Genomic DNA, 21,832 nt, shown 5'->3' on the forward strand with positions numbered 1-21,832 from the left:
GGGGAATACGTGGGACCGGTGTTGTTCATGTGAGCCCACTTTCTCTTCATTTTTTCACTGTGCCTAGTATCTATGTGTCGAAGTTCTCAACGGAATTGACGGTTAGTGAGACCGTCACCACGTCAAGGAGCATGCCCTGCGCACGCGCGCGTCTCGGCGCACCGACTCGACTCCCATGTCGCTGCGGACAGCCCTGCTCATCCTGGCCATCGTTCCCGGCGTCGCCCTCGCGGCCCTCTGGGCGGTCACCAGCGGTCAGACCCTGCTCGACTTCCAGCGACAGGCAGCCCAGGGGCAGTTGGCCCAGAAGGCCGGCCAGCCGTCCAACATCGTGTACTTCAACCTGCAGGAGGAACGGCGGCTCAGCGCGGAAGCGCTGGCCGATCCCGATGCTTCGAAGGAGGCCCTCAAGCGCCAGCGCAAGCTCACCGACAAGGCGATCGAGACCTTCCAGTCGGTCTCCGACATCTCCGCCGACAGCGCCCCCGCCAAGGTGCGCGAGGCCGTCGGCAAGGCCCGCGAGTCGATCAACCAGCTGCCCGCACAACGGACGTTGGTCGACCAGGGCGACGACGAGCAGCAGGCGGTGGTCTACGACTACTACACCGACCTCATCGACGTCGACCTCCAGCTCTTCGCCGCCCTCAGCCAGGTGGACAACGGCGAGGTGACCACCGCGTCCGCACCGCTGGTCGACCTCTTCTGGGTCAAGGAGATGGCGTCCCGCTCGGACGCGCTGCTGGCCCGCGGCTGGCCCGACGGCAAGCTCAGCACCGCGGACCTCGCGCAGCTGCGCGAGGAGATCACGGGGCAGTCCTTCGAGTACTCCACGAAGGTGCTCCCCAACCTCCCCGCCGAAGAGCGGGCGATGTGGAACAAGATGGCCGAGGGCGAGGCCTGGAAGACGAAGACGAAGCTGGAGGCGCAGATCCTCGCGCCCCGCGACGCCGACTCCAAGGGGTACGTCAGGATCGTCGCCTCACAGAAGTCCTGGCGTTCGACGATGGACGAGGTCACGCCCCAGCTGGTGGCCCTGCTCCAGCACCGCACCGAACTGGTGGTCTCGATCGGCAAGGACAGCATCGTGTCCCTGCTGGTCAAGATGGTGATCACCACGGTGGTCGGCCTGCTCGCCGTGGTCGCGGTCATCCTCACCACCTGGCGCCTCACACGTAACCTGCGCCGCCGCATCAAGCGCCTCCAGGACCACGCGGAAGAGCTGGAACGCACCCTTCCGGACGTCGTCGAACGGCTCGGCCAGGGCGAGAAGATCGATGTCGAGGCCGAGGCCCGCGCCATCGAGTCCGATCGCAAGGACAAGTCCGGCGACGAGCTCACCCAGCTCGGCGCCGCGCTCAACCTCGCCCGCACCAGCGCGCTCGCCGCCGCCGTCAAGCAGGCCGACCAGCACCGCGGGTTCGAACGCCTCCTCCTCCGCATCGCCCGCCGCACCCAGCAGCTCATCGGCCAGCAGCTCAAGAAGCTGGACCAGCTGGAGCGCAAGCACGAGGACCCCGAGGTGCTCGACGGCCTCTTCGACCTGGACCACCTCACCGCGCGTCTGCGCCGGTACGAGGAGAACCTGGTCATCCTGGCCGGCGGCGCCCCGCACCGGCGCTGGCGCAAGCCCGTCCCGCTGCTGGACGTCATGCGTTCCGCCCAGGGCGAGGTGCAGGACTACCAGCGGGTGGTGCTCGACCTCGACGGGACGCCCTGGCTGTCCGAGCGGGCCGTCGGCCCCGTCTCGCACGTACTGGCCGAACTGATCGAGAACGCGCTGACGTTCTCCCGGCCGCCGAGCCCCGTGGAGGTCCGCGCCGCCAAGGTGAGCCGCGGTCTGGCCATCGAGGTCGAGGACCGCGGCCTCGGCATGGAGGAGCACCAACTGGCGGAAGCCAACGAGCTGATGAGCCGGCCGCCCCGGATGGACGTGCTCGCCCACTCCGAGGACATCCGGCTCGGCCTCCATGTGATCTCCCGTCTGGCCCACCAGCACGACCTGCGGGTGGAGTTCCGTTCGTCGGCGTTCGGCGGCACCCGTGTCGTCGTCCTCGTGCCCGACGAGCTCACGGTCGCGCACCCGACCGGGCGCCCGGTGGCCGCCGTACCCGCCGCGGCGGTTCCCGCGCCGGGGCCGGTGCGCGAGGAGGCCCCCGCCTCCACCGGCGCGCTGCCGTCCCGGGTCCAGGGCCGGGCGATGGCCGGGGTCACCGCACTGGTCGACCACGCCGCCCGCTCCCAGCGTTCCGCGCGGCCCGAGCCGTCCGAGGAGCGGCCCCCCGCCGCCGCGGACACGGACCGGCCGGTCGTCTCCGGTACGTACACGGTCCCGGAGAACCCGTACCCCGCCCCCGCGGAGCCGTACGGGGACGAGGTGTACGCCGAGACCTCCTACGCCCCCGCGCAGGAGTCGTTCGGCACCGCCGAGCCGTCCTACGGGCCCCCTTCGGACCCCTACGCGCCCGGCGACCAGGGCTACGCCTCCCAGGAGGGGCCGTACATGACGGCGGCCGGGCAGTACCCGGTGCCGGATCACGGCTTCCCGGGCCAGGACGGGCAGGCCGGTGGGTACCCGGTGCCGGAGCCCGCCTACCCGGAGCCCTACCAGGAGCCGTCGTACCGGGAACCGGCGTACCAGGAGCCCTACCGGGAACAGCCGTACCCCGGCGGTTTCCCTGGCCCCGACGCGGACACCTCGCCCTACGGGAACCACGCGCACGGCGGCGAGCGCCAGCCCGAGGTCTCCGGCCATCCCGCGCTCCCGCCCGGCCAGGACGCCCCGGCCCCCGGTTCGGAGCCCCCGCTCCCTCGCCGGGTCCGCCAGGCCAGCCTGGTCGACGAGCTCCGGGTCGATCCCGCGGCCGGCCGTCAGGCCACCGCCCCCAGGACCCCGAGCTGGGACGAGAACCCCCTGCTCAGGCCCGCTCCCCGGCGTGCCGGTGCTGCCATCGGAGCGTTCCAGCGGCGGTCGCGCGAGGCGCGCTCGGCCGACGGGGCGCCCGCGCGGGCGACCCCTCCCCCATCGCCCCTCAACCCGAGAGAAGAACGGTCATGACACGCACAACGGCCACGCTCCAGGATCTCGACTGGTTGCTCGACGGCTTGGTGGACTCGGTGGCCGAGACCGTCAACGCCGTGCTGCTGTCCGACGACGGACTGGTCGTGAGTCACTCCCGGACCATCGACCGGTCCGACGCCGAACGGCTCGCCGCGATCTGCACCGGGCAGCAGAGCCTCGCCCGGGGCGTCGGCCAGCTGTTCCGGGGCGGTACGGTCCACCAGGTCATCGTGGAGCTGGCCGACCTCTGGCTCTTCATCATCACCGCAGGTCAGGGCACCCACCTCGCCGTCGTCGCCTCCCAGGAGGTGGACGCCGAGGTGATGTCCCTGGCCATGCACAACCTGGTCCAGCAGGTCGGCCAGAAGCTCACCGCGCCCGTGCGCGGCGAGTTCGACGCCTTCGGCACCGGGGACGGGCAGCGGGTGTGACGCCCTACTGGGACGACGACGAGATCGACGCCGATGAGGACGACGGTGCGGGCACCATGGTGCGCCCGTACACGATCACCCGGGGCCGGACCGCTCCCGAGCGGGACGACTTCACTCTCATCACCGTGCTGACGACCGTGCACGAGATGCGCGACGAGCACGGCACACCGCTGCGGCCGGGCCGGCTCCAGCCGGAACACCGCATGATCCTCGACCGCTGCACCCACCCGGCAGCGGTCGCCGAGGTGTCCGCCGATCTCGACCTGCCGATCTCGGTGACCAAGATCCTGCTGGCGGACTTGGTCTCCCAGGGCCTGCTGCTGGCCCGCGCCCCGCTGTCGGTGGCACGGGCTTCCGGCGGGGCCGACATGGGCATGCTGGCCGCCGTACGTGACGGACTCCGGAGACTCTGAGCAAGATGACAACCCCTCAAACGGCGCCCAGCGCCGTCAAGATACTCATCGCCGGTGGCTTCGGCGTCGGAAAGACCACCCTGGTGGGCGCGGTCAGCGAGGTCGCCCCGCTGCGCACCGAGGAGTTCCTGACCAAGGCCAGCATCGGCGTCGACGACCTGGCCGGTGTCGGCCGCAAGAGCACCACGACGGTCGCGCTGGACTTCGGCCGCATCACGGTCAGCCCGGAGCTGGTGGTCTACCTGTTCGGCACGCCCGGCCAGGAACGCTTCTGGTTCATGTGGAACGACCTGGTCAACGGGGCGCTCGGCGGTGTCGTCATCGCCGACACCCGCCGACTGGACACCAGTTTCGCCTCGATCGACTTCTTCGAGAGCCGGGACATCCCGTTCGTGGTGGCCATCAACTGCTTCCACGGGCACAACACCCGCAGCCCCGAGGAGATCCGCGCGGCGCTCGACCTGGACCCGCACGTCCCGCTCCTCGTCGGCGACGTGCGCGAGCGGTCCTTCGGCCGCGACGTGCTGCTGGCACTGGTCGACCATCTGATGGCCCTGCCGGCCGCGGTCGGATGACCGTCGGGCCGCCCGTGCCCTCCCCGCACTCCTCAACCTCCCCGGAAAGAGAACAGACATGGCAACACCCCTGCGCGTACTGATCCACGGCGGCGGGATCGGCGGCCTCACCCTGGCCACCGCGCTCGCCCGGCGCGGTCACACCGTCCGGGTCGCCGAACTGCGCGACGGCGTCGAGGCTCTCGGCGTCGGCATCATCCAGCCGTCCAACGCCCTCCACGTCATGCGGGAGATCGGGACCCTGGACGCCTGCCTCGAAGCGGGCTTCGAGTGGGAGATCCTCACCATCTGCGACCCGACCGGCGCCCCGCTGGCCAAGATCCCGCAGCCGCGCATGGACGACGCCCCCTCGAACAACGGCATACCCCGGCCCGAGCTGGCCCGGATTCTCGCCGAGGCAGCGTCGGCCGCCGGCGCGGAGGTGTCCTACGGCACGACGATCACCGAGCTGTCCGACGACGGCGCCGGGGTCGACGTGAGCCTGTCGGACGGTTCGTCCGCCCGCTGGGACCTGGTCGTCGGCTTCGACGGCATCGGCTCGCCGCTGCGCGGCCGTCTGTACGGCGACACCTACACCCCCGAGTACACCGGCTTCGCCAACTGGCGGGTCACCGTGCCGCGTCAGCCCGAGGTCCAGGGTGTCGTGATGAGCGCGGGCAACGAGGCCGCCAAGGCGCTGCTCACCCCGATCACCGACGAGCTGATGTACCTGGGCGCCGTCTTCGGCGAGGAGCCGGACTTCCGGCCGGACCCGGAGCGGGTGCACGAGCAGCTGGCGGAGCGGCTCACCGCCTTCGGCGGACCGGTGGCCGAAGCGCTGAAGCACGTCACCGACCCGGCGGCCGTGGTGTACTCCCGGATCTCCCAGGTGACCGTCGAGGAGCCCTGGCACGTCGGCCGGGTCGTGCTCGCCGGTGACGCCGCGCACGCCTCCGCACCGCAGCTGGCGCAGGGCGCGGCGATGGCCGTGGAGGACGCCCTGGTGCTGGCCCAGTCGCTCGACGCCGAGGTGGACGTCGCCGCGGCGCTCGCCTCGTGGGAGGCCCGGCGCCGGCCCCGCGCGATGTTCGTGCAGAGCCTGTCGCGAGCGGTTCTCAAGCAGGAGACCGGCAACCCGACGACGCCCGAGGAGGACGAGCTCCTGAAGATCGGCATCCCGGGCGCCGCCCACGTGCTCGTCAAGCCGTACTGACCGGCCCGCACCACCCGGTACCGCCCCGACGGGGCCCGGACGTCCGCGCGGACGTCCGGGCCCCGTCCCGCGTCCGGGCCGCGCGGGGTGGGTACGGGCACCGCCCGGTGCCGCGTAGAGTGACTGTCCTCACAGCCACAGGTCGGGCGGTTCGTGAGAGTGTGGCCCGAAAGTCCTTTTCATACCGGTCGGGCGACCCCTGTGCGCAGACGTCCCGATCCATAGGTTGGAACACGGAAGCATCCCGGCGTGGACGTCCGCAGCACGACGGCCCCGCTGTCGCACGGACGGCTTCCGCGCAAGGAATACCGCGACCCGAACGGAATCCGTCTTGCCGCCCGTCGATCCCGCACCCGCCTCCTGGCGCATCGAGCTGCCGCACACGACGGCGGCCGTACCGATCGCCCGCGCCCTCGTCCGTTCGGCACTCACCGACATCGAGGCGCCCACGGACAGTGACACCGCCGAGCTGCTCACCGCCGAACTGGTCACGAACGCCGTCGAGCACACCGACAGCAATGAGCCCATCGAGCTGGTCGTGGAGCTGCTGCCGACCGGCTGCCAGGTCGAGGTCCACGACCGCGACCCCGAGCCGCCGGGCGGACTGACCGCCCCCGGCCCGGACACCATGCCGGACCCCTGGCAGGAGTACGGGCGCGGGCTGCTGCTGATCCGCACCCTCAGCTCCGCCTGCGGTCACCGCACCACGGAGCACGGCAAGGCGGTCTGGTTCACGCTGCCGGTGGTGCCTGCCCAGGCGGGTCCGACTCCTCGGAGCTGACCAGGCGGGAGCGGCTGCGGCCGTAGAAGGAGTACAGCAGGGAGCCCGCGGCCAGGAAGGCCGCGAACTCGGCCCACGCCTGCCAGCCCGTCCCGTACATCAGGTACAGGCAGAACGCGACGCCCAGGACGGGGCTGAGCGGGTAGAGCGGCACCCGGAAGGAGCGCTTCAGCCCGGGGTTGTCGCGGCGCAGCCGCATGACGGCGAGGTTGACGACGGCCATCGCGCCCAGGGTCCCGATGGTGGTCAGGTTCACCACCGCGTCGAGCGAGGAGAAGGCGGCCGGGACGGCGAAGACGGCGGCGACGATCCAGGTGTTGGCGACCGGGGTGTGGGTCTTCGGCGAGACCCGCTCGAAGATCCTCGGCACCAGTCCGTCCCGGGCCATCGACATGAGGATGCGGGTCTGGCCGTACATCACGGCCAGCACCACGGAGGCGATGGCGACCACCGCGCCGAACGCGACGATGCCGCCGCCCACGGTGGAGTCGGTGACCTGGTTGACCACGGCCGAGAGCGCGGCGGGCGTGTCCGCGACCTTGTCCGGGCCGAGCGCGCCGATGGCGGCGACGGCGACCGCGCAGTAGAGGAGCGTGACCAGGCCGAGGCAGATCATGATCGCGACGGGGATGTTGCGCCGGGGGTTCCTGACCTCTTCGCCGGCGGTGGTGATCGCGTCGAAGCCGATGTACGAGAAGAAGGCCAGCGAGGCCCCGGAGGTGATTCCGGAGATGCCGCTGCCCGCGAACGGCGTCAGGTTGTCGTGGCGGTACGCGGTGAAGGCGATGGCGCAGAACGCGACCAGGATGCCGATCTTGAGCACCACCATCGCGGCGGTGGCGCTCGCGCTCTCCCGGACTCCGCGCACCAGCAGCGCGGCGGCCATGGCGATGACCAGCACGGCCGGCAGGTTGACGACACCGCCGTCGGCGGGGCCGCCGGAGAGCGCTTCGGGCAGCTGCACCCCGAAGAGGCTGTGCAGCAGTTCGTTGACGTACTGGCTCCAGCCCACCGCGACCGCGGAGACCGAGACGCCGTACTCCAGCAGCAGACAGCCCCCGACGAGGAACGCGGTGCGCTCGCCGAAGGTGGCGTAGGCGAACGAGTACGAGCTGCCGGAGACGGGGATCGCACCGCCCAGCTCGGCGAAGGAGAAGGCGGTGAAGATGCAGGTGATCGCCGCCAGCACGAAGGAGATCACCACCGCAGGACCGGCCTCGGAGACACTGTCCGACAGCCCGACGAAGATGCCGGTGCCGACGACCGCGCCGACACCGAAGCAGACGAGCTGGAACAGACCCATGGTGCGCTTGAGGCCGTGCCCCTCCAGGTCCGCGCCGGACTCGGCGACCAGCTGTTCTGGGCTCTTGCGGCGCGGGCCGGAGCTGGGTGGGCCCGGCCGGATCGTGCGCGGCGCGCTCATGCGGCTTTTCTCTTCTCTGGTGGTGCGGTGGGGGGACCGGGTGGTGCCCGGCGGATCGCGGCCGGGCGCGGCTCGCCGTGGGGGGCGGGTGCCGTACATGGCAATGGGGCCCGAGCCTGCAAGCTCGGACCCCAACGAGACGGACCATGGTAGCCGCCGACGCGCATGTTCACCCCATTGGGCGCATCGTCATACAGAGGGGACGAGGACCCGGAAACCGTCCGCGTCCGCCGTCCCGGACGTACGACTCGGGCACCCGCGGACGTACCGCTCGGGCGCCCGCGGACGTACCGCTCAAGCGCCCGCGAGCGTCGCGACGAGAACCGCCTTGATGGTGTGCATCCGGTTCTCGGCCTCGTCGAAGACCACCGAGTGGGCGGACTCGAAGACCTCGTCGGTGACCTCCAGCTCGGTCAGGCCGTGCACGGCGTGGATGTCGCGGCCGACCGCGGTGCCGAGGTCGTGGAACGCGGGCAGGCAGTGCAGGAACTTCACCCCGGGGTTTCCGGTGGCGCGCAGCACGTCCATGGTCACGGAGTACGGGGCGAGGGAGGCGATCCGCTCGGTCCAGACCTCCTTGGGCTCACCCATGGAGACCCAGACGTCGGTGGCGACGAAGTCGGTGCCGGCCACGCCCTCGGCGACGTCCTCGGTGAGGGTGATCTTCGCTCCGCTGCCGGCGGCCAGCTCCCGGGCCCGCGCCACGATGTCCGCGTTCGGCCAGTACGACTCGGGGGCCACGATCCGCACGTCCAGGCCGAGGAGTGCGCCGGTGATCAGGTAGGAGTTGCCCATGTTGAAGCGGGCGTCGCCGAGGTAGGCGAAGGCCAAGCCGTCCTCACGGATGTCCTTGGCGCAGTGCTCGACCATGGTGAGGACGTCGGCCAGCATCTGGGTGGGGTGCCAGGCGTCGGTGAGGCCGTTGAAGACCGGTACGCCCGCGTTGGCGGCGAGCTCCTCGACCGCGTGCTGGCTGTCGCCCCGGTACTCGATCCCGTCGTACATCCGGCCGAGCACCCGGGCCGTGTCCCGGACGGACTCCTTGTGCCCGATCTGCGAACCGGAGGGGTCCAGGTAGGTGGTGGAGGCACCCTGGTCGGCGGCGGCCACCTCGAACGCGCAGCGGGTACGGGTCGACGTCTTCTCGAAGATCAGGGCGATGTTCTTGCCGCGCAGCCGCTGGACCTCGCTCCCCGACTTCTTGGCCGCCTTCAGCTCCGCGGCCAGCTCGACCAGCCCGAGGAACTCCTCGGCGGTGAAGTCGAGCTCCTTGAGGAAGTGACGGCCTGCGAGGTCTATGGCCATGGTTCTTGCTCCTGGGTCGGACGGGGATCGTCGGCGTACCGTAACTCTGGAAGTGTATACGAGGCAATGCATCGCTATACAGAGCCGTGCGGGGCCCCGGCCGCCGTGCGGGAGGCCGTGCGGGAGGCCGCGCGGGAGGCCGCGCGGGAGGCCGCGCTGCGGTACTACACCGGATCGCGTACCACTGGGCAGCTCATGCAGCGGGGACCGCCCCGGCCTCGCCCCAGCTCGCTGCCCGGGATCTCCAGCACCTCGATGCCCTGCTTGCGCAGATGGGTGTTGGTGGTGGCGTTGCGCTCGTAGGCGACGACCACCCCGGGCTCGATGGCCAGGACGTTGCAGCCGTCGTCCCACTGTTCGCGCTCGGCGGCGTGGACGTCCTGGGTGGCGGTGAGGACGCGGATCGCGTCGAGGCCCAGGGCCGCGGCGACGGCCCGGTGCATGTGCTCGGGCGGATGGTCGGTGACCTTGAGTTCGCGGGGCCCGTCGCCCGGCTCGATGGTGTACGACCGGAGCATGCCGAGCCCGGCGTACTGGGTGAAGGTGTCGCCGTCGATCATCGTCATCACGGTGTCCAGGTGCATGAACGCCCGCCGCTTCGGCATGTCCAGCGCCACGATCGTGTGTGCGGACCCGGCGTCGAAGAGCCCGCGCGCCAGCATCTCGACCGCCTGCGGAGTGGTGCGTTCGCTCATCCCGACAAGGACCGCGCCCCGCCCGATCACCAGCACGTCCCCGCCCTCGATGGTCGAGGGGTAGTCGTGCTGCCCCTGCGACCAGTGGTGGAAGGCGCCCGCCTCCGGACCGGTGAACAGCGGGTGGTGGCGGTAGATCGCCTCGAAGTGGACGGTCTCGCGCTGCCGGGCGGGCCAGCGCATCGCGTTGATCGACACCCCGTCGTAGATCCAGGCCGAGGTGTCCCGGGTGAAGAGGTGGTTGGGCAGCGGGCCGAGCAGGAAGTCGTCCGGTTCCATGACGTGGAAGCGGACCGAGACCGGCTCGGCGTGACGCTCCAGGAACTCCCGCTTGGTCATCCCGCCGACCAGCGCCTCCGCAAGCTCCGCCGGGGTCATTTCCTCGAAGGCCGCCCGCAGGTGCTCGGTGGCCAGCGGCCCGTACTCCTTCTCGTCGAAGACCCGGTCCAGCACCAGCCGGCGGGCCACCGGGACACCTAGGGCCTCCCGGAGCAGATCCCCGAAGAGGTGGACCTCGACGCCCCGGTCGCGCAGCAGGTCCGCGAAGCCGTCGTGCTCCTGCCGGGCGCGGCGCACCCAGAGCACGTCGTCGAAGAGGAGAGCGTCCTTGTTGCTCGGGGTGAGCCGCTTCAGTTCCAGATCGGGGCGGTGCAGGATGACGCGGCGCAGCCGCCCGGCCTCGGAGTCGACATGGAATCCCATGTCCTCATCCTCACCGGACGGCACCCGCTTCACCCCGCGAACCTGCCGCCGATCGCGGGGCGTACGTCACAGCGGTACGTGGTCGTCCGTGACGCGCCACCCCGGCGGTGCGTCACAGCCGGGGGTCGACCGGCTCCGACTCCAGGGCGAGGACCGCGAAGACCGCCTCGTGGACCCGCCAGAGCGGCTCACCCCCGGCCAGCCGGTCGAGCGCCTCAAGGCCGAGCGCGTACTCCCGCAGCGCCAGCGACCGCTTGTGGCCGAGGAACCGGGAACGCAGCCGCTCCAGATTGTCCGGGCGGGTGTACTCGGGGCCGTAGATGATCCGGAGGTACTCCCGGCCTCGCACCTTGACGCCCGGCTGGACGAGCCGGTCCTTCGCGTCCCGTACGAGAGCGCCGAGCGGCTTGACGACCATGCCCTCGCCGCCGCTGCCGGTCATCTCCAGCCACCAGTCGACGCCCGCGCGGACGGACGCCTCGTCGCCGGTGTCGACGACGAGCCGGCGGGTGACCCGGAGCAGGCCGGTCGGGTCGTGCTCGACCAGCCGGTCCAGCCACCCCAGCTGAACGTCGTGCGGTTCGGCCGCGAGCGAGCGCCCGCGCACGGCGAGGACCTGGAACGGCGCGAGCCGCACCCCGTCCAGCCCCTCGGTGCTCCAGCAGTAGCGCCGGTACGCCTCGGTGAACGCGGCCGTGTCCCCGGCGCGCTCCCGCTGGCGTCCGGCGAGAGCTGCCACCTCGACGCCCCGGCCCGCGGCCGCCTCCAGCGCGGCGATGGCCGGCGGGAGGGCGGCACCGGCGGCGGCGCCCACGGCGGCGTACTGCGAGCGCAGCAGCCCGCCCGCCTTCAGCGACCACGGCAGGAGCTCCGCGTCGAGCAGGACCCAGTCGGTGTCCCACTCCTCCCAGAGCCCCGCGGCGGTGACGGCGGCCCTGATCCGGCCGAGGAGCGTCTCGGTGAGCTCGACGTCGTCCAGGAACGGGCGCCCGGTACGGGTGTAGAGGGCGCCGGTCGGCCCGTTGGTGCCGAAGCGCTCACGGGCGGCACCGGCGTCCCGGCAGACCAGGGCGACGGCGCGCGAACCCATGTGCTTCTCCTCGCACACGACCGTGGTGACACCGTCCGCCCGGTACTGGGCGAACGCCTCGGCCGGGTGCTCCAGGTACCCGTCCTCGCGGGAGGTGGCGGTGGGCGCCATGGTCGGCGGGAGGTACGGCAGCAGCCGGGGGTCGACCGCGAACCGGCTCATGACTTCGAGCGCGGCGGCGGCGTTCTCCTCGCGCACCGAGACCCGGCCCATGTGACGGGTCTCCACGATTCGCCGGCCGTGGACGTCACCGAGGTCGAGCGGACGGCCCTCCCTGCCTCCCGGCGCCTCGGAGGCCAGCGGCTTGACCGGCTCGTACCAGACCTTTTCGGCGGGTACGTCGACGATCTCGCGCTCCGGCCAGCGCAGCGCGGTCAGCTTGCCGCCGAAGACCGCCCCGGTGTCCAGGCAGAGGGTGTTGTTGACCCAGGAGGCCGTGGGGACCGGGGTGTGGCCGTAGACGACGGCCGCACGGCCCCGGTACTCCTCGGCCCACGGATAGCGCACGGGCAGGCCGAACTCGTCGGTCTCGCCGGTGGTGTCGCCGTACAGGGCGTGCGAACGGACCCGGCCGGAGGTGCGGCCGTGGTACTTCTCCGGGAGCCCGGCGTGGCACACCACCAGGTCGCCCCCGTCCAGGACGTAGTGGCTGACCAGGCCCGCGACGAACTCCGCCACCTGCTCGCGGAACGCGGGGTCGGTCTCGTCCTCCCGTTCCAGCTGCTCGATGGTCTCGGCCAGACCGTGGCTGTGCTGGACCTTGCTGCCCTTGAGATAGCGGCCGAGCTTGTTCTCGTGGTTGCCGGGCACGCAGAGCGCGTCGCCCGAGGCGACCATGGACATCACGCGGCGCAGCACGCCGGGGCTGTCCGGTCCCCGGTCGACCAGGTCGCCCACGAAGACCGCGGTACGCCCCTCGGGGTGCGTGCCGTCCTCGTAGCCGAGTCTGGCGAGCAGGGACTCCAGCTCGCCGTGGCAGCCGTGGACGTCACCGACGATGTCGAAGGGGCCGGTGAGGTGGCGCAGGTCGTTGTACCGGCGCTCGCGCTCGACGGTCGCCCGGTCGGTCTCCTCCTCGGAGTGCAGCACGTGCACCTTGCGGAAGCCCTCGCGCTCCAGGCCGCGCAGCGAACGGCGCAGCTCGCGCCGGTGGCGCTGGACGACGTGGCGCGGCATGTCCGCACGGTCGGGCCGCTCCGCGTTGCGCGCCAGGCAGACCTCCTCGGGCAGGTCGAGCACGATCGCGACCGGCAGCACGTCGTACTCCCGGGCCAGCTGGACGAGCCGGCGCCGGGACTCGGACTGCACGTTGGTGGCGTCCACCACGGTCAGCCGGCCCGCTTCGAGGCGCTTGCCGACGATGTAGTGCAGAACGTCGAAGGCGTCGCGGCTCGCGCTCTGGTCGTTCTCGTCGTCGGCGACCAGGCCCCGGCAGAAGTCGGAGGAGACGACTTCGGTGGGCTTGAAGTGGCGGTGCGCGAACGTCGACTTGCCGGAGCCGGTGGCCCCGATCAGCACGACGAGGGAGAGGTCGGGCACGGGCAGGGTCCGGGGCCGGACGGCCGGCCGGCCGGTGGCGCTGGGGTCGGTGGGGTTGCTGGGGTTGGTGCTCGTGCCGGTGGTGCTGGGGGTGGTACCCGTGTCGGTGCCGGTGGTGCTCGGGGTGTCGTCGCCGGTGGTGCCGGTGGTGCTCGGGGTGCCCTCGCCGGTGGTGCTGTCGGTGCTGTGGGTGTTCATGCCGCCTTCGCCTCCTTCTCCCTCTCGTCGGTGCTCTTGCCACCGGTCGTGCTGTCGCTCTCGGCGCGGGTGAAGACCGCCATCTGGGTGGGCGGTCCGACCTCGGGGTCGTCCGGCCCCACGGGGGTGAACGCGACCGTGTAGCCGTGGCGGTCGGCCACCTCGCCCGCCCAGGCGCGGAACTCGGCCCGGGTCCACTCGAACCGGTGGTCGCCGTGGCGGACGTGTCCGGCCGGCAGGGTCTCCCAGCGCACGTTGTACTCGACGTTCGGGGTGGTGACGAGCACCGTCCGGGGCCTCGCCGCGCCGAACACCGCGTACTCCAGGGCGGGCAGCCTCGGCAGGTCCAGGTGTTCCACGACCTCGCTGAGCACGGCCGCGTCGTACCCGCGCAGCCCTTTGTCCGTGTACGTGAGCGCGCCTTGCCGCAACGTGACCCGACGGGACTGGCGTTCGCCCATCCGGTCCAGCTTGAGCCGGCGCGCGGCGACGGTGAGCGCGCGCATCGACACGTCGACACCGACGATCTCGGTGAACCGGGCGTCCTTGAGCAGCGCCTGGACCAACTGCCCCTGTCCGCAGCCGAGGTCGAGCACCCGGGCCGCCCCGGCGTCGTGCAGCGCCGACAGGATCGCCTCACGCCGCTGCTGCGCGAGCGGCACCGGGCGCTCCGGGGTGTCCGTGGCCTCGTCCACCGCGTTGTCCACGCTCTCGACGTCGAGGTCGTCCGACTCGGCCAGGCGTACGAGTTCGAGCGCCTGCTCGGCCTGCCGGGTCAGCCCCCAGCGGCGGGAGAGGTAACGGCTCGTGATCAGCCGGTGCTCCGGGTGCGTGGCGAGCCAGCCCTCACCGGCCCGCAGCAGCTTGTCCACCTCGTCGGGCGCCACCCAGTAGTGCTTGGCGTCGTCGAGCACCGGCAGCAGGACGTACAGCTGACGCAGTGCGTCGCAGAGCCGCAGCTCCCCTTCCAGCACCAGCCGCACGTAGCGGGAGTCGCCCCACTCGGGGAACCGCTCGTCCAGTGGCACGGGCTCCGCGTCGACACGCGCCCAGCCGAGCGGCATGAACAGCTTCCGCACCAGTTCGGCGCCGCCCCGCGCGGGCAGGGCGGGCACCTCGATCCGCAGCGGCAGCGGTGCGGCGGCCCGCTCGGGCATCGCCCGGCAGTCGCCGCGCAGCGCGGAGTTGAAGACGGCCGTGATGGCCACCGACATCAGTGAGGAGGCGGCGTACGGGCGGTCGTTGACGTAACTCGCGAGCGCCGCGTCGGGCGCTCCACCCCGCCCCTTGCCCTTGCCGCGCCGGACCAGCGCCACCGGATCGACCTCCAGCAGGAGCGCGGCCGTGCACCGCTCGGGGGACGCCTCGGGGTAGAAGACGTGCGCCGTGCCGTGCGAGGTGGAGAACGTCTGCGCCTTGTCGGGATGCTTGTGCAGCAGGAAGCCGAGATCGGTCGCGGGGCGTTCCGGGGTTCCGGTCGTACTGATCGTCATGAACACCTGACCGAGTATGGGCGGGGTGCTCCCTCGTCACCAGGCATTTTCGTCGTCACCGGCCGTCTCCGCGGGTGCGCCGGCACCCGCGTGACCCTCATGCGTGTCCGCGTCCGTGCTTGGCTCCGTGCCCGCCTCTCCGGCCGCCTCCAGCGCACGGCCGAGCGCCGCGATCCGCGAAGGGCCGACCCTGCAGCATCCGCCGACCAGCCGTGCGCCGTCCCGTGTCCAGGCGCGCACCCGCTCCGGGCCGCCGAAGGTGCTCGCCCCCGTCCACCGGCGCCCCCGCGCGTCCCACCGCTCCCCGCTGTTCGGGTAGACGACGACCGGTTTGCCGGTGACCTCCGCCGCGCACCGGACGGCGGCCCCGGCGTCCGCCGGGTCGCAGCAGTTGATCCCGACCGCGATCACCTGGTCGTTCCCGGCGGCCTCCGCGAAGGCCGCCCGCAGCGGCTGCCCGGCCCGGGTCAGCCCACCCGCGACGGTGTACGAGAGCCAGACCGGGATTCCGGTCCCCGCGACCGCCCGGAGCAGTGCCCGCGCCTCGTCCGTGTCCGGCACCGTCTCCAGCGCCAGTACGTCCGGCCCGGCCGCGGCCAGCACCTCCACCCGGCGGCGGTGGAACCGCTCCAGCTCCGCGACGGAGAGGCCGTAGCCGCCCCGGTACTCGCTGCCGTCCGCGAGCATCGCCCCGTACGGCCCGACCGAGGCGGCGACCCAGGTCTCGCGTCCGGAGCGGTCGCCCGCGCGGCGGGCCAGCGCCACGCTCAGCGCCAGCAGTTCCGCCGCCCGGCGGTGTCCGATTCCCCGGCGGGCGAACCCTTCGAACGTCGCCTGGTAGCCGGCCGTGATGAGCACCTGTGCGCCCGCCCGCGCGTACGCCGTGTGCGCGGCCTCGATCTGCTCGGGCGCGTCCGCCAGCAGTCCCGCCGACCACAGCGCGTCCGACAGCTCGCACCCCTGGGCCTCCAACTGGTTGGAGAGTCCTCCGTCGAGCAGCACCGGTCCCTCGGCGAGGGCGTCGGCGAGGGACCTCCGGACGGGGCGCACAGGTACTCCTTCGCGTCAGCTCACTGGCTCACGCCAGCTGGGACTGGACCTGCGAGGAGATCAGCTCCAGGTGGTCCAGGTCGTCGAGGTCGAGGATCTGGAGGTAGATCCGCGAGGACCCGACCGCCGCGAACTGTCCGATCCTGTCGACCACCTCGGCCGGCGAACCGGCGAGGCCGTTGGCCTTCAGCTCCTCCACGTCCCGGCCGATGGCGGCGGCCCGGCGGGCCACCTCCGCGTCGTCCTTGCCGACACAGACCACGAGGGCGTTGGAGTACACCAGGTCGTCGGGCGCGCGCCCCGCCGCCTTCGCCGCCTCCCGCACCCGGCCGAACTGCTTCTCCGTGTCCTCCAGCGAGGCGAACGGGATGTTGAACTCGTCCGCGTACCGCGCGGCCAGCCGCGGGGTACGGACCGCACCGTGCCCGCCGATCAGGACCGGCACCTTGGACTGGGCCGGCTTCGGCAGCGCGGGCGAGTCGGTGAGCTGGTAGTAAGTGCCGTCGTAGCTGAAGGTCTTGCCGGTCTCGGTGGCCCACAGACCGGTGACGATGGCGAGCTGCTCCTCCAGACGCCCGAACTTCTCCTTCGGGAAGGGGATGCCGTACGCCTTGTGCTCCGCCTCGAACCAGCCCGCGCCCAGACCCAGCTCGACCCGTCCGCCGGACATCTGGTCGACCTGGGCGACCTGGATGGCGAGCACGCCGGGGAGACGGAAGGTGCCTGCCGTCATGAGCGTGCCCAGACGGATGCGCTTGGTCTCGCGGGCCAGACCGGCCAGTGTGATCCAGGCGTCGGTCGGGCCCGGCAGTCCGTCGCCGGACCCCATGCGCAGGTAATGGTCGGAGCGGTAGAAAGCGTCGAATCCCAGGTCCTCGGTGGCCTTGGCGACGGTCAGCAGGGTGTCGTAGCTCGCCCCTTGCTGGGGCTCGGTGAAGATGCGCAGATCCATGGTTCCATCCTGCCTCTTCCGGTCCGCCTCCCTCCGCACGGGCCCCGCCTCCCTCCGCACGGGCCGGAACCCACCCGGGACATCCCGCCCGGCGCGGCGCCACCGGTCGCCCGGCACGCGGGCGCCCTGAACCTCTCGGGCGCCCTGGACTGCCTTGGGCGCCCCGGGACGCTACCCCCTGCCCCGGACCGCGCCGTACGGGCCGTCCCGCTCCCTCGCCCTCTCCCGTGCCTGTTCGGCGAGGCGGCCGAGCATGCCCCGCACCCGGTCCATCGATTCGTCGGCGGCGTCTATCGCCTCGATGCACTGCCAGTAGAGGGCGTCCTCGCCGGTCTCGCAGGCGACCCCGACGAGAGCCATGCCCGCCTCGCCGAGGAGCAGCGCCAGCCCCGCCAGGGTGCGCGACACGTCGGCCACCTCCGTGAGGCGGGCCGCGCGTGTCTGCCCGGTCAGGAACACCGGCGAATCCGGCGCGGACCAGTCCCCTCCACCGATCTCACCGAGCCCTCGCGCGTCTCCCCGTAACTCGGCGGGCCCGGCGACGGCCAGCCGGTCCCCGATGGCCCGTGCCAACGCCTGGGCCTGCCACACCTCGGTCATGATGTCCGCCGCGCCCCGGCTCTCCGCCAGCGCGCGCCGTCCGATCTCGACCAGTCGTTCCGCTTCCATTCGGTCCCCCGTCACTACGAAAACCCGGTCACCTAGTCCATTACCCACAGTGAGGTAGGCGGTACCGAAAGGACAGAGGAATTCGGAAATCTGTGGATACACAGACGATTGTGGAAAAGCCGATCACTCCGAAGAGTGATGCTCAGGGGCCTCGGGCCGCTCGGGAACCGGAAAACGGGTCTCGTTCCGGTCGATCTTCGCCGCCAGCGCCGCCAGCGCATCCACTCCGAGCACCGCGCAGAACTGGAGCAGATAGGCGAGGACGTCGGCCACCTCGTCCTGGACCCGGTGCGCCGTCTCCGGGTCCGACATCACGGCCGCCGCCTGCTCCGGGGTCATCCACTGGAAGATCTCCAGCAGTTCGGAGGCTTCCACGCTCAGCGCCGCGGCCAGGTTCTTGGGGGTGTGGTACTGACCCCACTGCCTGGACTCGGCGAACGCGACCAGGCGTCGCTGGAGTTGTGGCACATCGAGTTCGTTCATCCGGACAGGTCTACCACTGTGGCGCCCTCGGTCCGGCCGGCCAGGGCCGCGCCCGCCTCGCCCACCGTGCCGATCATCCGCAGGTGCCCGTCGGAGCAGATCCCGGCGGCGAGCCGGAGCAACTCCCCCGACTGACGCCCGTCGAGGCCCCGGTCGAACCCGTCCGCCAGAACGGTGAGGGCGCGCATGGCCCAGGGGATCTCGTCCGGGGTGTTCACCTCCAGCACGTGAGGGCCCGTCAGCAGTACCAGCGCGAGCGCGAGGTAACGCAGCTCGCCGTCGCCGAGACGTCCGATCGGGGTGCTGCGCCCGGCTCCGCGCCCCACCAGGGCCTCCACCGTGCCGTCGAGAAGGTCCCGCGTGGTCAGGGCGGTCACCGGTCCCGCGCACCCCGCCGCCGCCGTGGCCACCAGCCGGGCGTGCCGCTGCGCACACTGCGTACGGGTCCGTGCGAGCACCGCGGCGAGGTTGTCGCAGCCGGGGCGCAGCCGTCCCTCCCCCGCGCGGACCGGTCCGCGCATCCCCCGGGGCAGCGGATCGCAGGGGAAGGCGGAGTGGAGGCCCACCACCACCTGCTCGGCGGCGGCGAGTACGCGTAACTGCCCCTCGGTGACCCCGGCGACCCGCAGCGGCAGCAGTGCCGTGGCCAGCCGGCCGTCCGGGAGGGGAGCCCGGGTCACGGGTACCTGGCCGGCCGTGTGCCAGGCGGCCTGCACCGTGGGGCGGCCCGGATCGCGCAGCGCGGTGGTGAGCAAGGCCTGACCGCCCGCCGTGAGCCGCTCGCCCACGATGCGCAGCGAGGGTTCGGCCTGGACGGCCACGTCGAGGCGGACCGGCCCGGCCGGCCCGTCCACGGTGCAGCCGATACGGAACCCGCGCCTGCCCTCGGCGTCCGCCACCGCGCGCTCGGGCACGCAGGAGACGGGATCGGGGAACACCTCCTCCAGCGCGTCGCCCGCGCCGAGCCGGGCCAGCGCCTCGTAGGCCCCGAGGGCGGTGGACGCACCACTGCCGCTGGGACCGGTGAGCAGGGTCAGCGGCCCCAGCGGCAGGGCTCTGCGCCAGTGCGAGGCGAAGGCGGCCAGCCGCAGCTCGGTGACGACGGGGCGGACGGGGCGGGCCGGTGCGCCGGGTGCGGTGCGGGGCGGACAGACGCGGGTCGTACCCGGGGGTGAGGCTGTAGTGGTCATGAGCGGACCGTACGCACGGCTCCGGCGGGCGAACCGTTTTGCCCGGGCAAGCTTCCTACGATTGAGGGATGCCCGCCGGGGTCACCCCTTCGACCTCCATGCCGACCGGCGCGAGCAGGAAGACGTTCCGGTCCACCCGGTGCATGCCGCTGCCGAGCCCGAAGACGACCCCGCTGCTGAAGTCGAGAACGCGCTTGGCGACGTCCGTCTCGGCCGCCGTCAGGTCGAGCAGCACCGGGACCTGTGCGACGAGGTACTCGGCCACCTCGCGGGCGTCGGAGAAGACCTGGACCCGCAGCACCACCAGTCGGCGCTGCTCCTCGGCGCTGTCCTGCCCGACCGTGCCGTGGTCGACCCGGGACGGCCACTCGTTGCGGCCCCGCAGCGGTACCACCTGGGCCAGGCCCTCCCACTGTGCGTCAGTGGCGTCGTACCTGTCGTACCTGCTCACAGGGTCACCTCGTCCGTGTGCCGGTCGACGGTGCGCCGGCTGCGCTCGCTGTTCATCGGGCAATCCTCTCGTCCCTCACCCGTTCGGCCCACCAGCGACACGGACGGGAATGCGATCCTCCGGGTCTGCCCCGCCATGTACCGGGTCGGCTCTGGACGCTGCATCAACGTAGCCCGGGAGGACGCGGCCGATCCAGTCGCCCTGCCCGCGCGGCCCCGGGTGTGCGTCGGACGGCTGGTCACCTCGCACGTCCCGCTCCGCGCGGGACGAGCGGATGGCCGGGAGGCTCCCCTACGGACCGGCCGCCCGCACCGGTGCGGACTCCCCTACGGACCGGTGCGGGCGCACCGGTGCGAAGTCGGGAACCAGCCCTTGCTCGATGTCCCGCGCCAGCGCGGCGACCTCGGACATCACCTCGAACACGCCCGTCTGCGCGGCGCCGTTCAGATGCCGGTACTCGGTGCCGACCGTCACCGCCAGTCGCTCGGGCAGGCCCAGATCGGGGTGACGGTTCTCGGCGACGATCCGCAGGGCCGCTTCGGGCACCGGGATTCCGGCCGCGTGGAAGGTGTGGGCCCGCTCGCGGACATGGCCGAGGTAGTCGATGTGGTCGCGGACCCCGGACGGGCCGAGCAGCGGCCCGTGGCCCGGCACGACGGTCTCCGCCCCGGTCGCCAGGACGGCTTCGCACGCCTCGATCACCTGGGAGAGCGGACCGGCCCAGTGACACGGGTGGTCGCCGGGCCGTTCGGGCGTGGATCCGAAGATCACGTCTCCGGTGAACACGGTGCCGTGGTCCGGCAGATGGACGATCAGGTCGCCGGTGGTGTGGGCGGGCGGCAGCGCCGCGATCCGTACCGGGTGGCCGTCCAGTGTCAGTTCGAGCTCTCCGGTGAAGTACGTGGTCGGCACGACGGGTTCGGTCTCCGACCAGTCGAACGGGCCGAAGTGCCGGGACAGGTAGGCGCCGAGGGGCGTGTCCGGGTCGCCGGAGGCGATCAGCGCGTGCTGTTGCTGCGGTGTGGGCTCGAAGTGGATGTGCTCGCGGGCACCGCGCGTGACGATGATCTCGGCGTCCGGTACGACCCCGGCGCCCCAGAAGTGGTCTCCGTTGGCGTGGGTGACGATCACCCGGTCGACCGACACGCCTTCGGGCAGGCGCTGCTGGCTCGCCGCCAGGAACTGCCCGGCCAGCGCCCGGTCGTAGGGGGTGTCGATCCACAGCGCCCCTTCGGGTGTGGCGAGCAGGCCGCAGTTGGCCAGCCCCCAGCCCCTGTGCGGCGGCAGCCAGACGTACAGTCCCTGGCCCAGGTCGACGATGTCCCCACCCGTGATCGGCATGGTCCGATTGTGCCGCGCCCTTCGGACACTCCGGGTGCGCTCACGGGGGAATCCACACCCCCGCGTGACGGAGGGCCGGGTGGCGTGCGTGCCTCCCCGGCCCTCCTGGTGGTGGAATCAGGCGTTCCCGCTCGCCGTGCCGTGTCAGGACTCCTCGAAGTAGGCGTCCAGGACCACGTCGAGCTCCTCCGGCCACTCCTTGAGACGCTTCCGGCTCTCCGCGACCACCTCGCCGTTGAACCAGCGGCGCGAGGAGACGTGGACGGTCAGGGTGAACCTGCGGGCCGTACGGGCCGTCTTCACCTCGACCGCGGAGACCTCGGACCAGTCGAAGTCGGCCTGCTGGTCGTCGAGGGTGAACCGGATTCCCGCCTTGTCCACGCGGATGGACCCGCGCCGGTCGCTGATCTCGAAGACCGGCGCACCGGAATCGTCATCATCAGCGGATTCGTCACTGTCGTCGGGCTCGTCACCGGACTTCTCGCCGACCGTGTCCTCCGCGTCCGCGTCCGCCGTCCCGGCCGCGGTCTCCTGGACGTCGGAGGGCTTCGCGGAACCGGACGGCTCGGAGGTCTCCACCGGGACGGCGTCCTGGATGTCGGCTTCGTCGGCGACCCGGGGGGCGCCGTCCGCCGTGCCGGCTTCCTCGTCGTCCTCCGTCCGCGCCGGAACGGGGGCCGTGAGGCCGGGAATGTACGCCGGGTCTGTTCCCGCGGCGAACTCGGGCTTCTTGTTTGAATCTATGCTCTGCTCCACGGCGGGCAGTATGGTCCACGAACCTGTAAGAGAACCAGTCACACC

General features: G+C 71.9%; 19 protein-coding genes. 6 read left to right on the plus strand and 13 right to left on the minus strand.

All coding sequences use genetic code 11. The features are described from left to right. Positions 1-175 precede the first annotated feature (175 nt). The 6 genes from OHT52_RS04605 to OHT52_RS04630 all read left to right on the plus strand — a co-directional run bounded on the left by OHT52_RS04605 (position 176) and on the right by OHT52_RS04630 (position 6,450). On the plus strand, positions 176-3,055 hold the full coding sequence (locus OHT52_RS04605; protein WP_328718841.1) for a nitrate- and nitrite sensing domain-containing protein: 2,880 nt from the start codon (positions 176-178) through the stop codon (positions 3,053-3,055). After that, on the plus strand, positions 3,052-3,489 hold the full coding sequence (locus OHT52_RS04610; RefSeq protein ID WP_266710071.1) for a roadblock/LC7 domain-containing protein: 438 nt from the start codon (positions 3,052-3,054) through the stop codon (positions 3,487-3,489). The genes OHT52_RS04605 and OHT52_RS04610 overlap by 4 nt, the downstream gene beginning before the upstream one ends. After that, positions 3,486-3,902, plus strand: coding sequence for a DUF742 domain-containing protein (locus OHT52_RS04615; RefSeq protein ID WP_443046496.1), 417 nt, complete (start codon positions 3,486-3,488; stop codon positions 3,900-3,902). The genes OHT52_RS04610 and OHT52_RS04615 overlap by 4 nt, the downstream gene beginning before the upstream one ends. A 5-nt stretch (positions 3,903-3,907) precedes the next feature. Further along, on the plus strand, positions 3,908-4,477 hold the full coding sequence (locus OHT52_RS04620) for a GTP-binding protein (protein WP_328718842.1): 570 nt from the start codon (positions 3,908-3,910) through the stop codon (positions 4,475-4,477). Positions 4,478-4,535: 58 nt separating this feature from the next. Next, positions 4,536-5,669 (plus strand): FAD-dependent monooxygenase, encoded by a 1,134-nt coding sequence (locus tag OHT52_RS04625; RefSeq protein ID WP_328718843.1) that lies wholly within the window; start codon positions 4,536-4,538, stop codon positions 5,667-5,669. Positions 5,670-6,000: 331 nt separating this feature from the next. Beyond that, complete coding sequence (locus OHT52_RS04630; RefSeq protein ID WP_328718844.1) at positions 6,001-6,450, plus strand: ATP-binding protein; 450 nt, start codon at positions 6,001-6,003, stop codon at positions 6,448-6,450. On the opposite strand, the gene OHT52_RS04635 is transcribed toward OHT52_RS04630, so the two are convergent. The 13 genes from OHT52_RS04635 to OHT52_RS04695 form a co-directional block, all read right to left on the minus strand. Next, positions 6,401-7,873, minus strand: coding sequence for an APC family permease (locus tag OHT52_RS04635; RefSeq protein WP_328718845.1), 1,473 nt, complete (start codon positions 7,871-7,873; stop codon positions 6,401-6,403). The two genes, OHT52_RS04630 and OHT52_RS04635, sit on opposite strands and share 50 nt — an antisense overlap. Positions 7,874-8,167: 294 nt before the next feature. Beyond that, positions 8,168-9,178 carry an ornithine carbamoyltransferase gene (gene argF, locus OHT52_RS04640; RefSeq protein WP_328718846.1) on the minus strand — a complete coding sequence of 337 codons (1,011 nt, stop codon included), beginning with the start codon at positions 9,176-9,178 and terminating at the stop codon, positions 8,168-8,170. Between the two features lie 164 nt (positions 9,179-9,342). Beyond that, positions 9,343-10,575 carry an arginine deiminase gene (locus tag OHT52_RS04645; RefSeq protein WP_328718847.1) on the minus strand — a complete coding sequence of 411 codons (1,233 nt, stop codon included), beginning with the start codon at positions 10,573-10,575 and terminating at the stop codon, positions 9,343-9,345. Positions 10,576-10,687: 112 nt separating this feature from the next. Further along, a complete protein-coding gene (locus OHT52_RS04650; RefSeq protein ID WP_328718848.1) occupies positions 10,688-13,402 on the minus strand; it encodes a polynucleotide kinase-phosphatase in 2,715 nt (904 codons plus the stop codon). Further along, a complete protein-coding gene (locus OHT52_RS04655) occupies positions 13,399-14,901 on the minus strand; it encodes a 3' terminal RNA ribose 2'-O-methyltransferase Hen1 (RefSeq protein WP_328718849.1) in 1,503 nt (500 codons plus the stop codon). Before OHT52_RS04655 ends, OHT52_RS04650 begins: the two co-directional genes overlap by 4 nt. 30 nt (positions 14,902-14,931) lie before the next feature. Next, complete coding sequence (gene mmuM / locus OHT52_RS04660; protein WP_328718850.1) at positions 14,932-15,945, minus strand: homocysteine S-methyltransferase; 1,014 nt, start codon at positions 15,943-15,945, stop codon at positions 14,932-14,934. A 28-nt stretch (positions 15,946-15,973) separates the two neighbouring features. Then, positions 15,974-16,897, minus strand: a complete 924-nt coding sequence (locus OHT52_RS04665) for an LLM class F420-dependent oxidoreductase (RefSeq protein WP_328718851.1) — start codon at positions 16,895-16,897, stop codon at positions 15,974-15,976. A 171-nt stretch (positions 16,898-17,068) separates the two neighbouring features. Further along, positions 17,069-17,566 carry a DUF6099 family protein gene (locus OHT52_RS04670; protein WP_328718853.1) on the minus strand — a complete coding sequence of 166 codons (498 nt, stop codon included), beginning with the start codon at positions 17,564-17,566 and terminating at the stop codon, positions 17,069-17,071. 123 nt (positions 17,567-17,689) lie between these two features. After that, the gene (locus OHT52_RS04675) at positions 17,690-18,049 is read right to left on the minus strand and encodes a nucleotide pyrophosphohydrolase (RefSeq protein WP_328718854.1); all 360 of its coding nucleotides are present in this window, start codon (positions 18,047-18,049) and stop codon (positions 17,690-17,692) included. Further along, positions 18,046-19,239, minus strand: a complete 1,194-nt coding sequence (locus OHT52_RS04680) for an ATP-binding protein (RefSeq protein WP_328718855.1) — start codon at positions 19,237-19,239, stop codon at positions 18,046-18,048. Before OHT52_RS04680 ends, OHT52_RS04675 begins: the two co-directional genes overlap by 4 nt. A gap of 55 nt (positions 19,240-19,294) precedes the next feature. Further along, a complete protein-coding gene (locus tag OHT52_RS04685) occupies positions 19,295-19,690 on the minus strand; it encodes a cell division protein SepF (protein WP_328718856.1) in 396 nt (131 codons plus the stop codon). A gap of 291 nt (positions 19,691-19,981) precedes the next feature. After that, a complete protein-coding gene (locus OHT52_RS04690; protein WP_328718857.1) occupies positions 19,982-21,031 on the minus strand; it encodes an MBL fold metallo-hydrolase in 1,050 nt (349 codons plus the stop codon). Between the two features lie 144 nt (positions 21,032-21,175). Further along, positions 21,176-21,787: a hypothetical protein gene (locus tag OHT52_RS04695; protein ID WP_328718859.1), complete on the minus strand. Its 612-nt coding sequence runs from the start codon at positions 21,785-21,787 to the stop codon at positions 21,176-21,178. Positions 21,788-21,832 lie beyond the last annotated feature (45 nt).

The organism is Streptomyces sp. NBC_00247 (assembly GCF_036188265.1).
Classification (GTDB): domain Bacteria; phylum Actinomycetota; class Actinomycetes; order Streptomycetales; family Streptomycetaceae; genus Streptomyces.